Here is a 20365-nt window from a genome sequence, read left to right on the forward strand (position 1 = left end):
AACGGCGGCGCGGCGCGCGGTCAGGGCGGCCGCGGGCGCGCGCAGGGCGGCTCGCAGCCGATGTACTCGACGTCGTCGGGCGACACCCCTCCCCGCACGCACGCCGCGGGCGCCGAGAGCGCCCCGTCGCGCCCGCCGCGCCGTCGGCAGCCGCGGCGCGTCTCGGCTCCCGCGCAGTCGACCCAGGGCTGATCCCCGTCGACAGAGCCCCGGCCATCCGCTCTCGGATGGCCGGGGCTCTGTCATTCACTCCCGATGCGGGACAGAACGCAGGAGATCCCGGCCCCGCGCGCACCGCGGCCTGCAGGAATCCGGGGCGCAGCCATCCGCACCCCGAAGGAACTCCTGCAATGTGCCCCGCAGGGCTGCTCCAGGCGCGGGACCGCAGACACGTCGAGGGGCCCGCGCCCCAGCGCGAGCCCCTCGACGAGCGGTGCGGCCTACTTCACGGCGCCCGCGGTCAGCCCTCCGACGATGTACTTCTGGAGGAAGAGGAACAGCGCCACGACGGGCAGCGCGGCGATCACGGCACCCGCCGAGAACGCACTCCAGTCGGCGTAGCGCGGGTTCGACACGAGCTTCGTGAGGCCGACCGCGAGCGTCTGCACGTCCGTGTCGATGAGCAGCACCGACGCGACCACGTACTCGTTCACGGAGGCGATGAACGACAGCAGCGCGACGACCGCGAGGATGGGCGCCACGAGCGGCAGGATGATCGTGAAGAACACGCGCGCATGCCCTGCGCCGTCGATCTTCGCGGCCTCGTCGATCGACTGCGGGATCGTGTTGAAGAACCCGTACATGAGGTACGTGTTGACGCCGAGCGCTCCGCCGAGGTAGACGAGGATGAGCCCGATGCGGGTGTTCAGGCCGATCGCGGGGAACCAGTCGCTGATCGCGCTCATGAGGAGGAAGATCGCGACGACCGCGAGCAGCTGTGGGAACATCTGCACGACGACGATCGCGATGAGCCCGAACCGGCGGCCCGCGAACCGCATGCGCGAGAACGCGTACGCCGCGAGCCCGCCCAGGAACACGGTCGCGACGGCGGTGATGCCCGCGATGATGAGCGTGTTGCCGAACCAGGCCACGAACGGCACCTTCGGGTCGCTCAGGATCCGCACGTAGCTGTCGATGCCGATCTTCGAGAAGAGCGCGTTCGAGCCGGTGAGGGTGCCGTTCGGGTTCAGCGAGCTCGAGATGACGAAGACGATCGGCAGGAGCGAGAACGCGACCATGACGACGCCGACGAGGTGGCGCCATCCGGTGTCGGCGAACCAGCGCCCAAAGCCGCGCCGGCGGGGCGCGTACGCGCCGCGGCTGCCGCCGGTGATGGCGACGGTGTCGAGTGAGGCGGTCATCCGTTCAGCTCCTCGAGGGACTTGGTGCGGCGGAACGCGATCACGGAGATGACCGCCACGATGATGAAGATGATGATCGAGTACGCGCTCGCGAGCCCGTAGTCGCGGGTCTGCCCCGTGAAGGCGACCTTGTAGACCATCGAGATCAGCAGGTCGGTGTGGCCGACCGGGATCGGCGCCTCGCTGTCGCGCGGACCGCCGTTCGTGAGCATGTAGACGATGTTGAAGTTGTTGAAGTTGAACGCGAACGACGCGATGAGCAGAGGCGCCACGCTCACGAGCAGGAGCGGCAGCTTGATGAGCCGGAACACGGCCCACGGCTTCGCACCGTCGACGGTCGCGGCCTCCTGGAGCTCCTCGGGGATGGCCTGCAGCGCTCCCGTGCACACGAGGAACATGTAGGGGAAGCCGAGCCAGAGGTTCACGATGAGCACCGAGACCTTCGCGAGCACCGGGTCGGTCAGCCACGGGATGTCGGCGCCGCCGAAGATCACCTCGTTGAGGAACCCGAAGCTCTGGTTCATCATGCCGGCCCACACGAGCGCCGACAGGAACGACGGCACCGCATACGGGAGGATCATGAGCACGCGGTAAGTGCGGCGCCCCCGCATGCGCGCGCTGTTGAACGCGATCGCGAGGAAGAGGCCGAGGAAGAACGTCGACGCGACCGAGATGAGCGCGAACGCGAACGTCCAGATCGTGACGTAGACGAGCGGGCTCGCGAGGCGCGCGTCCGTGACGGCGCGGATGAAGTTGTCGAAGCCGACCGTGACCTGCCACCCGGGAAGGATCTCGGTGCCGTCGGGCGCCGTGAACGCGCCGGTGCCGAGGTCGGAGTAGACGGTGCCGCTGCGGAGGTCGGTGAGCGTGCCGGCCGCCTCGTCGTACTCGAGCGTCGAGGTGTAGAGGTACGCGCTCGTCCCGTCGGGGGTGCGGAGGGCGCCGTCGTTCGGGTCGTCGGAGAACGGCACGGCGAGCTCGGTGATCTGGTCGGTGCGCTCGAGCACGTCGGCGAACTGCAGCGTCGTCCAGCCGGGCGCCGACACGGCCTTGTCGCCGTCGAAGCCGGCGTCGACCGGCGCGAGGGGCTGCTCGGCGGTCCCCAGGAGGGCCTCGCCGTCGGGCGTGGTGACGAGGAGGCCGATCTCGCCTCCGGACTCGACCACCGTGATCGGGTAGCTCGCGGAGTCGGGCACGCGCTCGAGGGCCGAGGCCATGAGCGAGGCGACGGCCTGCTCCTTCGAGCCGTTGTGGCCCGTGCCGTAGTTCGTGAAGGCGACGTAGCCCGTGTAGACGAGCACGAAGACCTGGAACAGGCACAGGAAGATGAGGCCGGGCGCGAGGTACTTCGCCGCGAGCGCGCGGCGGGAGAAGTAGACCCAGTTGACGATTCCCGCCACGAGCACGACCGCCGCGAGGACGATCCACTGCTCGTGGCCGAACAGCACGAGAGCCGCGTAGACGGCGATCGCGTCGACGATCGCGAGGGCCGCGATCTTCACGATCACGGAGGCCAGTCCGCCGCCGGCCTGGTCGGCGATCGACCGCGCGCGCCGCTGGCGCGCCGTGGGCTTCGGGTCTTCGGTCGCCGTCTCGGCGCCGGAGAGGGTGTCGGTCATGGGTTCCTATCGCTGTCTCGTGGGGTCAGCGGCCGGTCGCCAGGGCGGGCGGACCGCTGCGGTGCGCTCGGATGGTCCGCGGCCGCGGGCGGGGACGCCCCCGTCGAGGGGCGGCCCGCCCGCGTCCGCGATCCGAGCGGGTGCGTCAGCCGATCGCGGCCTGCACGTCGGCGGCGAGCTTCTGCCACGTCGCGACGGGGTCGGCGCCGTTGATGATCTCGGCCTCCGCGATGCCCCAGTACTGCCACACGGCGCCCATCTCGGGGATCGCGGGCATCGGCACGGCCTCCGCGCCGACGGTCGCGAAGCCGCCGATGATCGGGTCGCTCGAGGCGGTCTCCGCGGCCGACGAGAGCGCGGGGAGGATGTTGCCGGCCTCGAAGAGCGCGAGCTGCGCCTCCTCGCTGCCGAGGTAGTTCACGAGGAAGTCGTTCGCGGCGACCTTGTCGTCCGACTCGGCCGACACGAAGAAGCCCTTCACGCCCGCGAAGGGCGATGCCGGCTGATCGGTCGGGCTCGGGACGGGGTCGATCGCGACGTCGATCCCCGCGTCGACCGCTGCGCCGACGTTCCACGGCCCGGTCAGCCAGAAGGCCGCCGTGCCGTCGAGGAACGCCTGCTTGGCGATGTCGCCGTCGATGTCGGTGTTGAACGCGCCCTTGCCGCCCTGCTCGCCGAGCCAGGTCGCGAACTCCTCGCCGCCGGCGTTGCCCAGCTGCAGGTCGGTCGCGTCGTAGCCGTTCTCGTTCGTGCCGAAGACGGGAGCGCCGAACGCGGTCTGGAACGGGTAGAGGTGGTACGGGTTGCCCTCCGCGCCCTGCTCGACGACGAACGGGGTCTCGAGGCCGGCGGCCTGGCCCTTCGCGATCATGTCGTCGAAGCTCGTCGCGGCCTCGGGGACGAGCTCGGCGTTGCGCAGCATCGCGATGTTCTCGACCGCGTACGGGAGCATGTAGACGGTGCCGTCATAGGTCGAGGCCTCGACGGCGACGTCGAGGAAGTCGCCCGCGGCGTCGCCCAGCTCGAGCGGCGCCACGACGCCGTTCGTCGCGAGCTCGCCGAGCCAGTCGTGCGCGCCCATCGTGATGTCGGGGCCCTCACCGGTCGGCACCTGCTGGATGAAGTCGTCCTTGATCGTCGCGTTGTCCTTGCCGACGAGCTCGACCTCGACGCCGCTCTTCTCGGTGTACGCGTCCGCCACCGCCTGCAGCGCGTCGACGCGCTCGGCGTCGACCCACACGGTGAGCGTCGACGAGGGCGCCTCGGCGTCTCCGCCGCCCGAAGCGCCTTCGTTCGCGCTGTCGCTCGCACAACCCGCGAGCCCGAGTGCCGTCACGCCGGCCATCGCGACGACGGCCGCGAAGCGTCCCCTGCTGTTCACCTTCATTGGTGTGTCCTCCTGGTTGATGAGCCCGCAACTATGCAAGCGTTTACAGGTATACACCGTCGAGCACCGATTTGAAAACCGCGAATCTGCGGGCGTGACCGATTCGATACGAATCACGGGGCGAGTTACGCGCCCGTGAACTGCAAACGCTTACAACCGACGCCGAAATCCTCTAGAGTGGGCGACCATGACCCCTGAATGGTGGCGCACCGCCGCGATCTACCAGATCTACCCGCGCTCCTTCGCCGACGCCTCGGGCGACGGCGTCGGCGACCTCGCGGGCGTGACGTCGCGCATGGACGCGCTCGCCGAGCTGGGCATCGACGCGATCTGGCTCTCGCCGTTCATGACCTCGCCCCAGCGCGACGCGGGCTACGACGTGACCGACTACCGCGACGTCGACCCGCTCTTCGGGACGCTCGCCGACTTCGACGCGATGCTCGAGGCCGCGCACGCCCGGGGCATCCGGGTCATCATCGACCTCGTGCCGAACCACTCCTCCGACCAGCACGTCTGGTTCCAGGAGGCGCTGACCGCCGCGCCCGGCAGCCGCGAGCGCGCACGCTACCTGTTCCGCGACGGCCGCGGCCCGGGCGGCCACGAGCCGCCGAACAACTGGCAGTCGATCTTCGGCGGCCCCGCGTGGACGCGCGTCACTGAGGCAGACGGCTCTCCCGGTCAGTGGTACCTGCACCTCTTCGACTCGAGCCAGCCCGACTTCGACTGGACGCAGCGCGAGGTGCGCGACGAGTTCCTCGACATCCTGCGTTTCTGGCTCGACCGGGGCGTCGACGGCTTCCGCGTCGACGTCGCGCACGGCCTCATCAAGGAGGACGGGCTCCCCGACTACATCCAGCCCGAGGACGCCGACTCGATGGGCGGCGAGGCCGAGGACGACGTGCCCTACTGGGGGCGCCCCGGCGTCCACGAGGTGTACCGCGAGTGGCGCGCGCTGCTCGAGGAGTACGACGGCGACCGCGCGCTGTGCGCCGAGGCGTGGCGTCCGACCGCGCGCGAGACCGCGCTGTGGGTGCGCCCCGATGAGATGCACCAGGCCTTCAACTTCCCGTACATGATGACCGAGTGGGACGCCGCGGCCCTGCGCACGGTCATCGCCGACTCGCTCGAGGCATTCCCGGCCGTCGGCGCGCCCGCGACGTGGGTCCTGTCGAACCACGACGTCATCCGGCACGCCTCGCGACTCGCGCTGGGCGCCGACAGCCCGCAGGGCCACGGCATCGGCCCGCTGTCCCCGGGCAAGCCCGACCCCGTCGTCGGCCTCCGCCGTGCCCGTGCGGCGACGACCGTCATGTTCGCACTGCCGGGAAGCGCCTACATCTACCAGGGCGAGGAGCTCGGGCTCCCCGAGGCGATCGAGCTTCCCGATGAGGCCCGCCAGGACCCGACCTGGTTCCGCACGAACGGCGAGCGCTACGGCCGCGACGGCTGCCGCGTCCCCATCCCGTGGGAGGCCGACGCGCCGGCGTTCGGCTTCAGCGCGACTGGGGCGTCGTGGCTCCCCCAGCCGGCAGAGTGGCGGGCGCTCGCGCGCGACGCACAGCGCGACGATCCCGCGTCGACCCTCTCGCTCTACCGCGATCTCCTGCGGCTGCGCCGCGAGGAGTCCCTCGCGAGCGGCGACCTCGAGTGGGTCGACGGATGGCCGGCGCACGTCCTCGCGTTCCGCAACGGGCGTGTGACAGTGATCGCGAACACGGGATCCGAGGATGTCCCCGCACCCGAGGGCATGCGGGTCCTGTGCGCGAGCGGGCCGCTCGGCGAGGGCGTCGTCCCCGTCGACACGGCCGCCTGGTTCATCGCAGGATGACGCGGGATGCCCCGCGTCTCCTACGATGATCGCGTGCATTCCGTGAGCATCGCCGAGGTCGCCCAGCGCGCAGGCGTCTCGACCGCCACGGTCTCGCGCGCCCTCTCCGGCCGCGGCCACGTGTCGGCGGCGGCGAAGGAGGCCGTCCTCGCGGCGGCCGACGCGCTCGGGTACGTCGTCTCATCGAACGCCTCCAGCCTCGCGAGCGGGCGCACGCGCAACGTCGGCGTCGTGCTGCCGTTCCTCAACCGGTGGTACTTCGCCTCCGTGCTCGAGGGCGCTCAGCAGGCGCTCCTCCGGGCCGGCTACGACGTGACGCTCTACAACCTCTCCGGCGGCGGAGAGGAGCGCGCGAGCGTCTTCGAGCACTTCCTCCTGCGCCAGCGCGTCGACGCCGTGATCGCCGTGTCGCTCGAGCTCACGGAGGACGAGGTCGCCCGCCTGCACGCGCTCGGCAAGCCCATCGTCGGCGTCGGCGGGCCCATCCCGGGGGTGCGCACGCTCGCCATCGACGACGTCGCGGTCGCCAAGCTCGCGACGGAGCACCTCACGGGGCTCGGGCACACGCGGATCGGCCACCTCGGCGGCCGACCGGAGTTCGACTCCGACTTCCACCTCCCGGTCCAGCGCCGTCACGGGTACGAGGCGGCGCTCGACGAGGCGGGCATCCCGTTCGACCCCGACCTCGTGGCGAACGCCGACTTCACGGTGCAGGGCGGGTACCACGCGGCCAAGCAGCTCCTCGGCGCTCCCCCGCGCAGCCGTCCGACGGCGATCTTCGCGGCCTCCGACGAGATGGCGATCGGCGCCATCCTCGCGGCCCGCGACCTCGGGCTCGCCGTGCCCCACGACGTCTCGGTCGTGGGCATCGACGACCACGACCAGGCCGAGTTCTTCGGGCTCACGACGGTCGCGCAGTTCCCGCGGAAGCAGGGAGCGCGCGCGGTGGACATCCTGCTCGAGCAGCTCGAGCCGCGCGACGGCTCCGAGCCGCTCGCGGACATCCCGCTGCCGTTCGAGCTCGTCGTGCGCTCGTCGACGTCGCGCCCGCGCGACTGAGCCGACCCGGCGCTCGGGCCGTCAGTCGCGCGAGATCCGCACCATCTCGTCGCGCGGGACGACCTTGATGCGCGCGCGGCCGTGCGGCTGGCCCAGCGCGATCTCGTGCGCGTCGAGCCGATGCCACCCCTCGAGGTCGGTCCAGATGACGCCGCGCTCGGCGAGGAGCGCGGGGATGGCGTCGGCCGACGGGTCCTCCGGCTGCCACCACGAGCCCTGATCGTTCACGATGTGCTGCACGGTCTCCATCGCGTCGGACTTCGTGTGCCCGATGAGGCCGACAGGGCCGCGCTTGATCCAGCCGGTCGCGTACAGCCCGGGCACGCGCTCGTTCGAGTCCTCGTGCAGCACCTGACCCTCGTGGTTCGGGATGACCCCGTGCTTCTCGTCGAACGGCACGCCGGGCAGGGGCGATCCGAAGTACCCCACGGCGCGGTAGAGCTGCCCCATCGGCACCTCGCGCATCTCGCCTGTCCCGATGACGCCGCCGTGGCCATCCGGTCGCGTCCGCTCGTACACGAGGGCGGCGACACGGCCCTGCTCATCGGTCTTCACCTCGACGGGGCGCGCCCAGAAGTGCAGGTGCAGACGACGCGAGGCGGTTCCCCCGGCCCCGTTCGCGCCCGGGCGGGTGCGCCATTCCTGGAGGACGCGGTCGATGACCTTGACCTGCTTGTTCGACGCGACGGCGGCCTTCGACGCCTCGTCGTAGTCGAAGTCCTCGTCGTACACGACCATGTCCACGTCGCGCAGCTCGCCGAGCTCGCGCAGCTCGAGCGGCGTGAACTTCACCTGCGCGGGGCCTCGGCGGCCGAACACGTGCACATCGGTGACGGGCGATGCCGCGAGCACCTCGTAGACGTTGTCCGGGATCTCGGTGGGCAGGAGGTCCTCGGCGTGCTTGGCGAGCATGCGCGAGATGTCGAGGGCCACGTTGCCGTTGCCGATCACGCCCACCGACGACGCCGTGAGCGGCCACGTGCGCGGGACATCCGGGTGCCCGTCGAACCAGCTCACGAAGTCGGCGGCGCCGAACGAGCCGTCGGCGTCGATGCCGGGGATCGCGAGGTCGGCGTCGCGCACCGCGCCGGTCGCGAAGAGCACGGCGTGGTAGTGGCGCTTGAGGTCGTCGAGCGTGAGGTCCTCGCCGAAGCGCACGTTGCCGAAGATGCGGATGTCGCCGCGGTCGAGCACCTCGCGGAGGGCGCCGACGACGCCCTTGATGCGCGGATGATCGGGCGCGACGCCGTAGCGGACGAGGCCGTAGGGCGCGGGGAGCTGCTCGAACAGGTCGATCGACACGTCGAAGCTGCGCTCGGTCTTCAGCAGGATGTCCGCTGCGTAGATGCCGGCCGGGCCTGCGCCCACGATGGCGAGACGGAGCTGGGTCATATCGGTCCCTTCGTTCGGCACCGCGGAGGCGGGCGTCAGCTGGAGCGGATGGCGAGACTCTCCGCGAAGCGCGTGAGCGCCTCGCGGACGGCGCCGCGCGGGAGCGCGTCGAGCGCCGCGATGGCGCCCCTGGTCCATTCGAGCGACAGCTCGCGGGTGGCCTCGGTCACCGGGTGGTCGCGGAGCTCCGCGAGCGGCCCGTCGAGGATCGCGGGGTCGGCGCCGTCGGCGATGCGCGCGACGCCCTCGTCGATGCGCGCGAGGAGGCCGCGCGACGCGTCGTCATCGCGACGCGACAGGAGGAGGTAGGGCATCGTCGGCACGCCGGCGCGCAGATCCGTCCCCGGCACCTTGCCCGTGTCGTCGGGGTTCGCCGAGAGATCGATCACGTCATCCGCGAGCTGGAACGCGACGCCCACCTTCTCGCCGTACACGCGCAGGGGCTCGCCGTACTTCTCGTCGGCCCCCGAGAAGTACGCTCCGGCCTGGGCGGCCGCGGCGATGAGCGAGCCCGTCTTGTCGGCGAGCACGCCGATGTAGAACTCGATCGGGTCGTCGCCCGGCTGCGCTCCGAGCGTCTCGTGCATCTGCCCGAGGACGAGGCGCTCGAACGTCTGCGACTGGATGCGCATGGCCTCCTCGCCGTTGCGCGACATGATCACGCTCGCGCGGGACAGCAGCAGGTCTCCCGTGAGGATGGCGACGCTGTTGCCCCAGACCTGGTGCGCGGCCGCGACGCCGCGACGCCGGTCGGCGCCGTCCATGACGTCGTCGTGGTAGAGCGACCCGAGGTGCATGAGCTCGAGGGCCTTGGCGGCCTCGATGACCGGCTGCGTCGCCCCCTGGCCGAGCTGAGCGGTGAGCAGGACGAGCATCGGGCGGACGCGCTTGCCGCCGGCCTCGTAGAGGTACCGGCTCATCGCGTCGACGAGCGGGTCGGCGGCCTTGAGCTCGACGGCGAGCTCGCTCTCGACCTGCTCGAGGCCCTCCTCGATCTTCGCCGCGAGGCGCCGGGCGACGGGTCCGGCGAACACGCGGTCGCTCAGACCGAATCGGCTCGCCAGCTGCGAACCCGGCGCGGAGGGGCTCGGAGTCACCTGCCCAGCCTACCTGCCCGGCCCGCACCGGCGCTCACGGTGCCTTCAGGCCGAGACATCTCCGGGCGCCGCCTCGGCCGTCGGCTTGACCCCGCGGTGCAGGGCGACGATGCCGAAGCTCAGGTTGCGGTACCGCACGTCGACCCAGCCCGCCTCGCGGATCCACGTCGCGAGCGTCGCCTGGTCCGGCCAGTGCCGGATCGACTCGTTGAGATAGTCGTAGGCCTCGCCGTTCGATCCGACGAGGCGCGCGACCCGCGGCAGCACGTTGTCGCCGTAGAACCGGTAGAGCTTTCCGAACAGCCGCCCGGGCGGGGTCGAGAACTCGTTGATGACGAGCCGTCCGCCCGGCTTCGTCACGCGGAAGAGCTCGGCGATCGCCTTCTTCGGGCGGTCGACGTTGCGGAGCCCGTACGACATCGTGACGGCGTCGAACTCATCGTCATCGAAGGGCAGGTCGGTGGCGTCCGCCTGCACGAAGGTGAGGTTGCGGATGTCGCCGTGCCGCCGGCGCCCCTCGGCGAGCATGCCGGGCGAGAAGTCGGCGGCGACGACCTCGGCGCCGCTGCGCGCGAGCGACGCGGACGACGAGCCGGTGCCCGCCGCCAGGTCGAGGATGCGCTCCCCCGGCCGAGGCGCGACCGTGCGGGTCGTCGCCGCGCGCCAGAGCGCGTCGTTCCCGAACGTCATCGCGACGTTGGTGAGGTCGTAGCGCGCGGCGACCTGATCGAACATCCCCGCGACGCTCGCGGGGTCCTTGCCGAGGTCGGCGCGGTTGGGTTCCTTCGGTGCGGCGCTCACCCTGTCGAGTCTAGGTCGTGCAGCACCCCGAACCAGCGGTCGGCGGTGGCGTCGTCGAACGGCGCGACGTCGGCGCGCACCTCCTGCTCGAGGACGAGCGTGCGGGCCTCGAGCTCCTCCTGCACGTCGGCGGGATAGCCGTAGTGCGCACGGTGCTCGTCCCACTCGTCGCGGTCGTCGACGTAGATGCCGCGGTCGTCGAGGCGGTGCACGACGTCGAGGTCCATGTCGATCGCCGTCGGCTCAGGGCCATCCCACCGCGCATCCCACGCGAGATCGATGTAGACGCGCGTGAGCGACGGCGCCGCGTTGCGCGTGAGCGTCCACGTGGCCTCGCCCGCGGGGAGGAGCGTGATGCACGCGGCGTCGAGGACGACATCGCGTCCGGGGCGCGCGCTGCGCCATCCCGGGAGCTGGCCGAACCAGTCGCCCCAGTCGTCCGACCCGAGATACACGCACTCGTGCACCCAGTGCGGAGAGCCGTCCCACTTGCGCCACCGGAAGAGCAGTCGGGTTCCCACGGCGGGTCGGTCGGCGCTCACCCTGCCGAGTGTAGACGCGCACGACGTGCGCTCAGCGTGAGTCCCTAGGCTGGAGGCCGTGCCCGACCCGCTCTCCCTGCCGCGCCTGCGCGCGGTGACGCGCCCCATCGACGCCCCCGAGGATCCGCTGCTGCTCGCCTCCGCCGAGGACCCGCTCGTCTGGATGCGCCGCGGCGAGGGGATGATCGGATCCGGAGCCGAGGTGCTGCGGATCGACGTCGGAGAGGACGGCCGGCTCGAGGCGATCGCCGACGTGTGGCGCGCGATCTCGGCCGCGGCCGAGGTCGACGACGCCGTCCGCCTGCCGGGAACCGGACTCGTCGCGTTCGGGGCGTTCGCGTTCGACGAGACCTCGCTCGCGCCGAGCACGCTCATCGTGCCGAGCATCGTCGTGGGGCGCCGCGGCGGCAGCGCGTGGATGACGCGCATCTCGCGGCTGGACGGCCCGGAGCCGGCCGCCCCCGAGCCGCTCGCGTACGGCCCGCACTGGTCGGCGACGCTCGGTCCCGGCGAGCTCGACCCCGCAGGGCACACCGCGGCGGTCGCCGCCGCACTCGAGGCGATCGCCGCGGGCGAGGTCGAGAAGGTCGTCATCGCGCGGGACATCGCGGGCACGCTGCCCGCCGACGCCGACCTGCGGCGGCTCGTGCGCGCTCTCGCGGAGGGATACCCCGACACCTGGGCCTATGCCGTCGACGGCATCATCGGGGCGAGCCCCGAGACGCTCGTCACGGTCTCGGGAGGCACCGTCACGGCGCGCGTGCTCGCCGGCACCCGCCCGCGCGGCGCGAACGCGGATGAGGACACGGCGATCACGGCCGAGCTCGCGACGACCGCGAAGGACCTCGACGAGCACCGCTACGCCGTCCAGAGCGTGCTCACGGCGCTCGAGCCCCACACGTCGGCTCTCGTCGCCGCCGAGCAGCCGTTCACCCTGAAGCTGCCGAACGTGTGGCACCTCGCGACGGATGTCGAGGGCACGCTCGCGAACGGCGACTCGGCTCTCGACATGGTGCACGCGCTGCATCCGACCGCCGCCGTGGCCGGGACCCCGACGCCCGACGCGATCGCCGCCATCCGGCGCATCGAGCCGTTCGACCGCGGTCGCTACGCCGGGCCCGTCGGCTGGGTGGACGGCGACGGCGACGGCGAATGGGCGATCGCGCTGCGCTGCGCCCAGATCGGCGCACCCGAGGGTGCGCACCGCCCGGTCACCGCGCACGCGGGCGGGGGCATCGTCGCGGGCAGCCAGCCCGAGGCGGAGCTGCTCGAGACGCGCGTGAAGTTCCGCCCGATCGTCGACGCGCTCGCGTAGCCGGCGGCTCAGCCCGCCGCGGCGAGCACCCGGTCCAGGAACGGATTGCGCAGCTTCCCCTCGGGGTCGAAACGCCGCGCGAGCTCCGCGAAGTCGCCCAGGCGCGGCCACACCGACCGGAGCATGTCGGCGTCGAGTCGCGTGAGCTTGCCCCAGTGCGGGCGCGCGCCCCAGGGCTCGAGAGCCTTCTCGAGCTTCGCCACGACGGCCTCGACCTCGGCCTGGCGCTGGTGCCACGTGAAGTGCAGGCCGATCGCGTCGTGACCGGAGGCGGGGCTCAGCCAGAGGTCGTCGGCGCGCATCGAGCGGATCTCCATCACCTGCACGAGCGGCGCGACCTCGTCGGCGAGCGCGCGGACGGCCTCGATCGCCCCCACCGCGTGCGTGCGCGGCACGAGGAGCTCCGACTGCAGCTCGGCGCCGTTCGACGGCGTGTGGCTGAGCTTGAAGTGCGCGAGCCGGTCGAGCCACGCGCCGCGCTCGCCGAGCTGCGGCGTGGTCGCCTCGGGGGAGACGCCGGCGAGCATGTGCACCTGCGCGGTCGCCTCGGCGATGTCGCCCGGCAGCCGCGGTGCCTCATCGCCGCGCGCCTTCGTCCAGACCTGGTCGATGACGTCGGGGTCGTCCCAGCGGTGGAAGAGGCTGACGCTGTACGCCGAGGCCATGAGCACGTCGAACTCCGCGAGCGCGACCTCGAGCGGCAGCCGCTCGTACACGCGCTGGCGGATGGCGAAGGTCGGCTCGATGTCGAGCGTCACCTCGGTGACGATGCCGAGCGCGCCGAGCGAGACCACGGCCCCGTCGAAGTCGCGGTCGCCGCGGCGCAGGGTGACGACCTCGCCCGTCGGCGTGACGAGCTCGAGGGCCGCGACCGCGGACGAGAGCGTCCCGACCGTGTCGCCCGATCCGTGCGTTCCGGTCGCGATCGCGCCCGCGATCGAGATGTGCGGCAGCGATGCGAGGTTCGCGAGCGCCCATCCCTCGGCCTCGAGCGCGGGCGCGAGCTCGCCGTAGCGCATGCCCGCGCCGACCGTGACGGTGCGGGCGCCCGGGTCGATGCGCGGCGCGGCCGTGAGCCGCGCCGTCGACAGGAGCGTGTCGTCGGTGTCGGCGATGAGGTTGAACGAGTGCCCCGACCCCAGCGCGCGCACGCGGCCGGCCGAGGCCAGCACCGCGCGGACCTCGTCGACGCTCGACGGCGTCTCGACCCGCTGCGCGCCGAAGCGCACGTTCCCCGCCCAGTTGGCCTGCGCCATCCTCGTCTCCTTCATCGCCGTTGATTTGTTGCCACTATAGCGTTATTGAGGGCGGGGCGCATCCGCGCCCCGCCCTCCCGACCGTAGCGCGGCTCAGCGCAGCGCGATGGCCGACCACGACACGGGCTCGAGCCGCACCCGCAGGGTGCCGCCGTCGAGCCGGGCGTCGAGGGGCTTGAGCCCCACGCGCTCCTGGTCGTCGATCGTGTTCTTCGCGTACACGTCGTCGTCCCACAGCGTGACGGCCTCCGCCACCGCGGCGCGCCCCAGGCCCGAGACGTCGATCGTCACGTCGACGGCCTCGCGCGAGCGGTTCACGAGGAACACCGCCGAGCCCTCGTCGCCGTCGGTCGCGACCGCGTCGACCGCCGATGCCTCTCCGTACTTCTTCGAGGTGACCGTCCCGGCCTCGACGCGCGGCTTGAGCACGCGGCCCTGCGCGAGGCGCGAGGTGACCGAGAACGGGAAGAACGTCGTCTGGCGCCACGCGTCGCCGCCCGGCTCGGTCATGATCGGCGCGATCACGTTGACGAGCTGCGCGAGCGAGGCCGAGCGCACGCGGTCGTGGTGCTCGAGCAGGGTCATCAGCAGGCTGCCGAAGACGACCGCGTCGGCGACCGAGTACACGTCCTCGAGCTGGCGCGGCGCGATCGGCCAGGTCTCGTTGACCTCGTCGGACTCCTGGTGCTCCTTGAGGTACCAGATGTTCCACTCGTCGAACGACAGCATGATCTTCTTGTCGGTCTTGCGTCGATGCCCCACCGCGTCGGCCGTCGTCACGACCGTCTCGATGAAGTAGCGCATGTCGAGGGCCGACGCGAGGAAGGAGTCGAGGTCGCCGTCGAACTCCTGGTAGTAGGCGTGGCACGAGACGAAGTCGACGTAGTCGTACGCGTGCTCGAGGACGGTGCGCTCCCACTCCCCGAAGGTCGGCATCGACGATCCCGACGACCCGCACACGACGAGCTCGAGGTCCTTCTGCGCGGCCTTCATCGCCTGCGCGGTGCGCGCAGCGAGCTTGCCGTAGTCGTCGGCCGTCATGTAGCCGGTCTGCCAGGGGCCGTCCATCTCGTTGCCGAGGCACCACATCCGGATGTCCCACGGCTCGGGGTAGCCGTGCGCGGCGCGCAGGTCGCTGAGCGCCGTGCCCGACGGGTGGTTGGCGTACTCGAGCAGGTCGAGCGCCTCGAGGATGCCGCGCGTGCCGAGGTTCACCGCGAGCATCAGCTCGCTGCCGATCTCCTGGAGCCACGAGGCGAACTCGTTCAGGCCGATCTGGTTTGTCTCGAGCGCGTGCCATGCGAGGTCGCGGCGGACGGGGCGGCTCTCCCGCGGCCCGACGCCGTCCTCCCACCGGTAGCCCGACACGAAGTTGCCGCCCGGATAGCGGATGGTCGTCGCGCCGAGCTCCTTCACGAGGGCCGTGACGTCCTTCCGGAAGCCGTTCTCATCGGCCTGCGGATGGCCGGGCTCGTAGATGCCGTCGTAGACGCAGCGACCGAGGTGCTCGACGAACGAGCCGAAGATGCGGCGGTCGATCGGTGCGACGACGGCCTCTGGGTCGATGCGAATGCTCGCGGTGGACATGCGTACCTCTCGGTTTCTCTCTCAGGGGGTGGCCGGTGCCGGCCATGGTGTCACGCGGTCGCGCGGTCGACGGCGGGGCCGATGAGCGCCGCGTGGACGAGGAGCGGCGCGCTCGCTCCGAAGAGGAGCGCGATGGGCGGTGCGGTCAGGAGCGCCGCGGCGACGGCGCCGAGCGCGGCGAGGACGACGAGAGCCCGGCCCGGGGTCAGCCAGGGCGCCACGACCGCGAACCGCAGGACGGTGCGGGTCGTCGCCCGCGGCGCGCGGGCCAGGGCGACGACGGCGTACGCCGCCGACACGGCGGACACGGCGCCGACGATCGTGACGGCCGCGAGGGCTGCCGACGCGATGCCCGCCGGCAGCGACGACGAGACGGCGACGTCGAGCGCGACGACGAGCCAGGCGACCTGGAACCCGGCGCCGGCGAGGTTCGCGCGCCCGAACGCCTCGCGATAGGCCGCGACGAACGCGCGGACCGGCGCGGATGGCGCCTCGAGCGCGCGCACGGCGGCGACGGATGCCGGGAAGACGCCGAGCACGACGAGGCCGGCGAGCGCGCCCCCGAGCCACAGCCCCTGCACGAGCAGCAGCCGCGAGACGTGGCCGAGCGCGTCCATGACGCGCCCCGACCATCCGATCGCCTCCTCGCCTGCCGCGCCCCGGGCATCCGTCGTCGCCACGATCAGCCCTTCGACCCCGTGAGGGCGATCGACTCGATGATCTGCTTCTGGAAGATCACGAAGACCGCGAGGACCGGCACAAGGGCGATGCACGACGCCGCCATGATGAGCGGATAGTCGGTCTGGCTCGCGTACGTCGCGTTGAAGCGCGCGATCACGAGCTGCAGGGTCTGCACCTCGGGCGAGTTCAGGTAGATGATCGGCGCGAGGTAGTCGTTCCACACGGCCATGAACCACAGGATGAACTGCGCCGCGATCGCCGGGCGGATGATCGGGAAGATCAGGCGCCAGAAGATCGTGAAGTGGCTCGCGCCGTCGATCACGGCCGCCTCGATGATCGAGTCGGGCACCGTGTCGAGGTACTGGCGCAGGAAGAACACCATGACGATGTTCCCGAAGATCCCGGGCAGGATGAGCGGCCAGAGGGTGTCGACGAGGCCCGCGCGGGCGAACATCTGGAACTGCGGGATCATGAGCGTCGGGAACGGGATCATGATCGCCGCGAGCAGCGACAGGAACAGCGCTCCCTTGCCGGGCAGGCGCATCTTGGCGAACGCGTAGGCCGCGAGCGCCGACGCGGCACCGCCGATGAGCGTCACGCTCACGGCGACGATCGCGCTGTTGGCGATGCCCGTGAGGAGCGGCCCGGCCGTCCACACGCGCACGTAGTTGTCCCACTGCACGGGGTCGGGGATCCACTGCGGCGGCAGGAAGAAGACGGCCTCGCGGGTCTTGAGCGAGGTCGTGAGCATCCACAGGAGCGGAGCGACCATCGTGATGCCGCCGAGCGACAGGATGATCGCGACGATCACGTTGCCGAGGCGGGAGCGGCGCGTGCGGCTGCCCTCGGGGCGGCGGCCGCCCTTCTGCGGCTGCACGAGCGCGCGCGTCGACAGGCTCTGCGTCGTGGTCGGGGTGGGGGTCTGGAGAGCGGTCATCGTCGGCCTCACTCGATCGAGAACGTGCTGCGCCGGTTGAGCGCGAACTGGATGGCCGTGACGACGAACACGAGGATGCCGAGGACGATCGACATCGCCGTCGCGTAGCCCATGTTGAGGTACTCGAACGCCTGGCGCCAGATGTACCAGACGATCGTGGCCGTGGAGAACTCCGGGCCTCCCGTCGGGGTCATGATGTTGATCTCGACGAAGATCTGCGCTCCGCCGATGATGTTGGTCACGACGAGGAAGAAGGTCACGGGCCGCAGCATCGGCACGGTGATCGCGCGGAACTGCTGGAACGCCGACGCCCCGTCGAGGCTCGCCGCTTCATACAGCTGCCGGGGAACGGACTGCAGCGCCGCGAGGTACAGGAGCATCGAGTAGCCGAGGCCCTTCCACACGGTCATGAGGATGATCGCGGGCTTCGCGGTCGCGGCATCCTGCAGCCAGTTCGGCCCGTCGATGCCGACGTACGCGAGCGCCTGGTTCACGAGACCGAAGTCGCCGTTGTACGCCCACTGCCAGAGGATGGCGATGGCCGCGATCGAGGAGATGACCGGGATGTAGTAGATCGTCCGGAAGAACGTCGTGCCGCGCATCTTGCGGTTCATCGCGAGCGCGAGCAGGAGCGACAGGATGAGCCCGAGCGGGATGCCGAGCATGAGGAAGACGGTGTTGCCGAGCGACTTCCAGAAGTACTCGTCGCCGAGCATGCGGACGTAGTTGGCGATCCCGTTGGGCGCGGGGGCCGTGATGCCGTTCCAGTTCGTGAACGACGTCGCCGCGGCGAACACGAGCGGGTACGCGACGAACGCGAGGAACCCGATCACGGGGATCGCCACGAAGAGCGCGGCGGCCCGGTGCTCGCGCCGATGCAGCGCGCTGCGCCGGCGGGTCGCCCTGGGCGGGGCGACGGCGGAGGTGGTGGTCATCGTCGAGCTCCTTCGTTCGACAGGGAGAGGGAGGGCAGGGGCAGCGGCGCCGCGATCATCCGCCGGTCCTCGCCATCTCGGACTGGTCGTTGGCCATGTCGAGGAACTCCTGCATCCTCGGCTGCGCCTGTGCGAGGTACTCCTCGGCCGTGACCTTGCCGTCGATGACCGGCTGGATGTTCGTGAAGAGCTCGTCGTACCACTGCGCGTTGTACGTGTAGGTGGCGGGCAGCGCGCGGCCGTAGTCCTGCAGGACCTGGAGGAACTCCTCCTTGTTGGCCGGCATGGTGGAGTCGTCGGCCGCGTACTCCTCGGCCATGTCGATGAGGTTGGGGATCTGCACGCCCGCGTCGACGAGCGCCTGCTGCGTCTCGCGGTCCGCCGACAGGTACGCGGCCAGGTCGACGGCGGCCTCGGTGTTCGCGGTCGACGCCGACACGGCGATGCCCAGGGTGCCGATCCAGGACGCGGTCTCCCCCGTCTCGCCGACCGGCCACGGGATGAGGTCCCACTCGAAGGGGAGGTCCTTGTAGATCGGGACGTCCCACGGGCCGACGGGGAAGAACCCGATCTCGCCCTGCATCCAGCGCTGGTAGGTGTCGAGCGTCTGCGCCTCGGCGACCGAGGGCGTCACGGCGTGGACGTTCTGCAGGTCCGCGAAGAACTGCAGCGCCTCGGCGAACTCGGGGGTGTCGACCGTGACGCTCTCGGCGTCCTCGTCGATCCAGTCGGCGCCGTTCGACCACGCGAACGACTGCAGGTTCCAGACCACGTTGAGGCCCGTGCCCCACTGGTCGAGCTCGCCGTCGCCGTCGGTGTCCTTCGTGATCGCCTTCAGGACCTCGACCCACTCCTCCCACGTGTACGGGTCGTCGGGGTCGGGTCGCTCGACGCCCGCGGCGTCGAGCATCGTCGCGTTGTAGCCGAACGAGAACGGGCCGACGTCCTTGGGGAGCGCGTAGAGCGGACCCTGCCCGAGCTTCTCGCCGTCGTAGCGGTACGAGTCGATGCCGTAGTCCCACATGTTGTCGAGGTCGATCGCGTCGGACGCCTCGACGTACTCCGTGATGTCCTGGATCACCCCCGCGTTCACGTAGGACTCGACGCTGCCCGGATCGATGTAGAACACGTCGGGCACCTGGCCGCCGACGATCGCCGCACGGAGCTTCGTCGCGTACTCGTCGGCCGTCGTCATGATGATCTCGACGTCGATGCCGGTGTCGGCCTCGTACTGCTCGATGGCGGCGGTGTACGCCTCCTCCTCGGCGGGTCCGCCGCGGAACATGAACGTCAGGGTGTCCTCGTCCTGCGCAGCGGCGCAGCCGCCGAGCACCGGCGCGGCGATCGCCAGCACGGCGGTCATCCCCGCGATCGCGATCTTCCTCGGCATCGCGACCTCCTTCTTCTCAGGCGGCGACAGCGCCGCTCGAAACGCTCTTCTCCGAGCCTGGTTTCCAACGTTGTAAAGCCAACGTTGTAAAGATAGACCGCCGACCCCACGACGTCAAGACGACGCGGCGCCGTCAGGCAGCGGGGGCGTCGGCGCGCCGGGTCGACTCGCGCTCGACGATCCGGAACGGCGTCGTGTAGCGGCGCGGAGCCGCTGCGGTGCCGCCCGAGCGGCGCTCCTCGATGCGCGACAGCAGCACGCGCACCGCCTGCTGGGCGATCTGGAGGCGGCCGGGGTCGACGGTCGAGAGGGAGGGCGCCGTGTACCGGGTCTCGTCGAGGTCGTCGAAGCCGATGATCTTGACCTCGTCGGGCACGCGGCGCCCCTCGTCCTGCAGGGCGCGGAGCGCGCCGAACGCGAGCGTGTCGTTCATGCCGAAGACGCCGTCGACGGCGACGCCGCGCGCGAGGACCTCGTGCATCGCCTGCGCGCCGTCCAGGCGGTGCCAGAGGCCGACGTAGCCGACGAGGCTCTCGTCGTAGGGCAGGCCGGCCGCCTCGAGCGCCTCGCGGTATCCGCGCAGGCGCAGGGCCGCGGAGCCCTGGTCCTCGCCGAGGTGCGCGCCGATGGCGGCGATCCGCCGGCATCCGGCCGCGATGAGGTGCTCGGTGGCCGCGCGCGCGGCGACCACGTTGTCCATGACGACGTGGTCGCACGGCGGGTCGAAGATGCGCTCGCCGAGGATGACGAGCGGGTAGTCGACCTCGAGGCGCGCGACGTCGTCCTGACTCATCGCGAGCGGGCTGAAGATGAGCCCGTCGGTCAGCTGGAGGCTCGGGCTGCGCAGCACGTCGTACTCGGCGTCGAGTTCGGCGCCGGTCTGCTCGATGAGCACCGTGACACCGTGCTCCTTCGCCTCCGAGATCACGGCTCCCGCGAGCTCGGCGAAGTACGGCAGGGCGAGCTCCGGCAGCGCGAGGCCGATGACGCCGCTGCGCCCGATGCGCAGGCTGCGCGCGGAGATGTTCGGCTGGTAGCCGGTCTGCTCGATCGCCGCGAGCACGGCCGTCCGCGTCGACTCCTTGACGTGCTTGTAGCCGCGCACGACGTTGGAGACCGTCTTGATCGAGACGCCGGCGAGCTCCGCGACATCACGCAGGGTGGCGGCCATGGCGCCC

At 71.1% G+C, this 20365-nt stretch carries 18 protein-coding genes; 4 read left to right on the top strand and 14 right to left on the bottom strand.

The annotated features are described in order from the left end of the window. Positions 1-192: hypothetical protein (locus tag ACOWU6_RS14610; RefSeq protein ID WP_421076135.1), on the top strand; the 192-nt coding region annotated here is incomplete at its 5' end. Positions 193-440: 248 nt separating this feature from the next. Here the strand turns inward: ACOWU6_RS14610 and ACOWU6_RS14615 are convergent. The 3 genes from ACOWU6_RS14615 to ACOWU6_RS14625 form a co-directional block, all read right to left on the bottom strand. Beyond that, positions 441-1361, bottom strand: a complete 921-nt coding sequence (locus tag ACOWU6_RS14615; RefSeq protein ID WP_156243004.1) for a sugar ABC transporter permease — start codon at positions 1359-1361, stop codon at positions 441-443. Beyond that, positions 1358-2980 (bottom strand): ABC transporter permease subunit, encoded by a 1623-nt coding sequence (locus ACOWU6_RS14620; protein WP_421076136.1) that lies wholly within the window; start codon positions 2978-2980, stop codon positions 1358-1360. The genes ACOWU6_RS14615 and ACOWU6_RS14620 overlap by 4 nt, the downstream gene beginning before the upstream one ends. Positions 2981-3125: 145 nt before the next feature. Further along, positions 3126-4367 (bottom strand): sugar ABC transporter substrate-binding protein, encoded by a 1242-nt coding sequence (locus tag ACOWU6_RS14625; protein ID WP_282980369.1) that lies wholly within the window; start codon positions 4365-4367, stop codon positions 3126-3128. A 187-nt stretch (positions 4368-4554) separates the two neighbouring features. On the opposite strand from ACOWU6_RS14625, the gene ACOWU6_RS14630 reads away from it, so the two are divergent. Together ACOWU6_RS14630 and ACOWU6_RS14635 are read left to right on the top strand one after the other, a co-directional pair. Beyond that, positions 4555-6195 carry a glycoside hydrolase family 13 protein gene (locus tag ACOWU6_RS14630; RefSeq protein WP_421076137.1) on the top strand — a complete coding sequence of 547 codons (1641 nt, stop codon included), beginning with the start codon at positions 4555-4557 and terminating at the stop codon, positions 6193-6195. A 33-nt stretch (positions 6196-6228) separates the two neighbouring features. Continuing rightward, positions 6229-7254, top strand: coding sequence for a LacI family DNA-binding transcriptional regulator (locus ACOWU6_RS14635; protein ID WP_282980366.1), 1026 nt, complete (start codon positions 6229-6231; stop codon positions 7252-7254). A gap of 21 nt (positions 7255-7275) precedes the next feature. Here the strand turns inward: ACOWU6_RS14635 and ACOWU6_RS14640 are convergent, their stop codons facing one another. Genes ACOWU6_RS14640 through ACOWU6_RS14655 form a run of 4 tightly spaced genes read right to left on the bottom strand, consistent with a single transcriptional unit; the run spans position 7276 to position 11086 of the window. Then, positions 7276-8646 (bottom strand): FAD-dependent oxidoreductase, encoded by a 1371-nt coding sequence (locus tag ACOWU6_RS14640; protein WP_282980364.1) that lies wholly within the window; start codon positions 8644-8646, stop codon positions 7276-7278. A 35-nt stretch (positions 8647-8681) separates the two neighbouring features. Then, a complete protein-coding gene (locus tag ACOWU6_RS14645) occupies positions 8682-9743 on the bottom strand; it encodes a polyprenyl synthetase family protein (protein ID WP_271174588.1) in 1062 nt (353 codons plus the stop codon). Positions 9744-9788: 45 nt separating this feature from the next. Then, positions 9789-10544, bottom strand: a complete 756-nt coding sequence (locus ACOWU6_RS14650) for a class I SAM-dependent methyltransferase (RefSeq protein ID WP_421076138.1) — start codon at positions 10542-10544, stop codon at positions 9789-9791. After that, positions 10541-11086, bottom strand: coding sequence for a DUF402 domain-containing protein (locus tag ACOWU6_RS14655; protein WP_421076139.1), 546 nt, complete (start codon positions 11084-11086; stop codon positions 10541-10543). Before ACOWU6_RS14655 ends, ACOWU6_RS14650 begins: the two co-directional genes overlap by 4 nt. 58 nt (positions 11087-11144) lie before the next feature. On the opposite strand from ACOWU6_RS14655, the gene ACOWU6_RS14660 reads away from it, so the two are divergent. After that, positions 11145-12401 carry an isochorismate synthase gene (locus ACOWU6_RS14660; RefSeq protein ID WP_421076140.1) on the top strand — a complete coding sequence of 419 codons (1257 nt, stop codon included), beginning with the start codon at positions 11145-11147 and terminating at the stop codon, positions 12399-12401. Positions 12402-12409: 8 nt separating this feature from the next. On the opposite strand, the gene ACOWU6_RS14665 is transcribed toward ACOWU6_RS14660, so the two are convergent. The 7 genes from ACOWU6_RS14665 to ACOWU6_RS14695 all read right to left on the bottom strand — a co-directional run bounded on the left by ACOWU6_RS14665 (position 12410) and on the right by ACOWU6_RS14695 (position 20358). Then, positions 12410-13657, bottom strand: a complete 1248-nt coding sequence (locus ACOWU6_RS14665; protein WP_421076141.1) for an FAD-binding protein — start codon at positions 13655-13657, stop codon at positions 12410-12412. 93 nt (positions 13658-13750) lie between these two features. After that, a complete protein-coding gene (locus ACOWU6_RS14670) occupies positions 13751-15244 on the bottom strand; it encodes an alpha-N-arabinofuranosidase (protein WP_271174583.1) in 1494 nt (497 codons plus the stop codon). Positions 15245-15294: 50 nt separating this feature from the next. Next, the gene (locus ACOWU6_RS14675; RefSeq protein WP_421076142.1) at positions 15295-15924 is read right to left on the bottom strand and encodes a DUF624 domain-containing protein; all 630 of its coding nucleotides are present in this window, start codon (positions 15922-15924) and stop codon (positions 15295-15297) included. Positions 15925-15926: 2 nt separating this feature from the next. Next, a complete protein-coding gene (locus tag ACOWU6_RS14680) occupies positions 15927-16862 on the bottom strand; it encodes a carbohydrate ABC transporter permease (protein ID WP_271174581.1) in 936 nt (311 codons plus the stop codon). Between the two features lie 8 nt (positions 16863-16870). Further along, entirely contained in the window at positions 16871-17797 is a 927-nt protein-coding gene (locus ACOWU6_RS14685) for a carbohydrate ABC transporter permease (protein ID WP_271174580.1), read from the bottom strand. Positions 17798-17852: 55 nt separating this feature from the next. Beyond that, positions 17853-19187 (bottom strand): ABC transporter substrate-binding protein, encoded by a 1335-nt coding sequence (locus ACOWU6_RS14690; protein ID WP_282980355.1) that lies wholly within the window; start codon positions 19185-19187, stop codon positions 17853-17855. A 133-nt stretch (positions 19188-19320) separates the two neighbouring features. Further along, positions 19321-20358 carry a LacI family DNA-binding transcriptional regulator gene (locus tag ACOWU6_RS14695; RefSeq protein WP_421076143.1) on the bottom strand — a complete coding sequence of 346 codons (1038 nt, stop codon included), beginning with the start codon at positions 20356-20358 and terminating at the stop codon, positions 19321-19323. Positions 20359-20365 lie beyond the last annotated feature (7 nt).

Source organism: Microbacterium sp. SA156 (genome assembly GCF_049065455.1).
Classification (GTDB): domain Bacteria; phylum Actinomycetota; class Actinomycetes; order Actinomycetales; family Microbacteriaceae; genus Microbacterium; species Microbacterium barkeri.

Coding starts and splice junctions, on each gene's coding strand:
- ACOWU6_RS14615 (WP_156243004.1), bottom strand. CDS start 1,361: ATGACCGCCTCACTCGACACCGTCGCCATCACCGGCGGCAGCCGCGGC.
- ACOWU6_RS14620 (WP_421076136.1), bottom strand. CDS start 2,980: ATGACCGACACCCTCTCCGGCGCCGAGACGGCGACCGAAGACCCGAAG.
- ACOWU6_RS14625 (WP_282980369.1), bottom strand. CDS start 4,367: ATGAAGGTGAACAGCAGGGGACGCTTCGCGGCCGTCGTCGCGATGGCC.
- ACOWU6_RS14630 (WP_421076137.1), top strand. CDS start 4,555: ATGACCCCTGAATGGTGGCGCACCGCCGCGATCTACCAGATCTACCCG.
- ACOWU6_RS14640 (WP_282980364.1), bottom strand. CDS start 8,646: ATGACCCAGCTCCGTCTCGCCATCGTGGGCGCAGGCCCGGCCGGCATC.
- ACOWU6_RS14665 (WP_421076141.1), bottom strand. CDS start 13,657: ATGGCGCAGGCCAACTGGGCGGGGAACGTGCGCTTCGGCGCGCAGCGG.
- ACOWU6_RS14670 (WP_271174583.1), bottom strand. CDS start 15,244: ATGTCCACCGCGAGCATTCGCATCGACCCAGAGGCCGTCGTCGCACCG.
- ACOWU6_RS14680 (WP_271174581.1), bottom strand. CDS start 16,862: ATGACCGCTCTCCAGACCCCCACCCCGACCACGACGCAGAGCCTGTCG.
- ACOWU6_RS14685 (WP_271174580.1), bottom strand. CDS start 17,797: ATGACCACCACCTCCGCCGTCGCCCCGCCCAGGGCGACCCGCCGGCGC.
- ACOWU6_RS14690 (WP_282980355.1), bottom strand. CDS start 19,187: ATGCCGAGGAAGATCGCGATCGCGGGGATGACCGCCGTGCTGGCGATC.
- ACOWU6_RS14695 (WP_421076143.1), bottom strand. CDS start 20,358: ATGGCCGCCACCCTGCGTGATGTCGCGGAGCTCGCCGGCGTCTCGATC.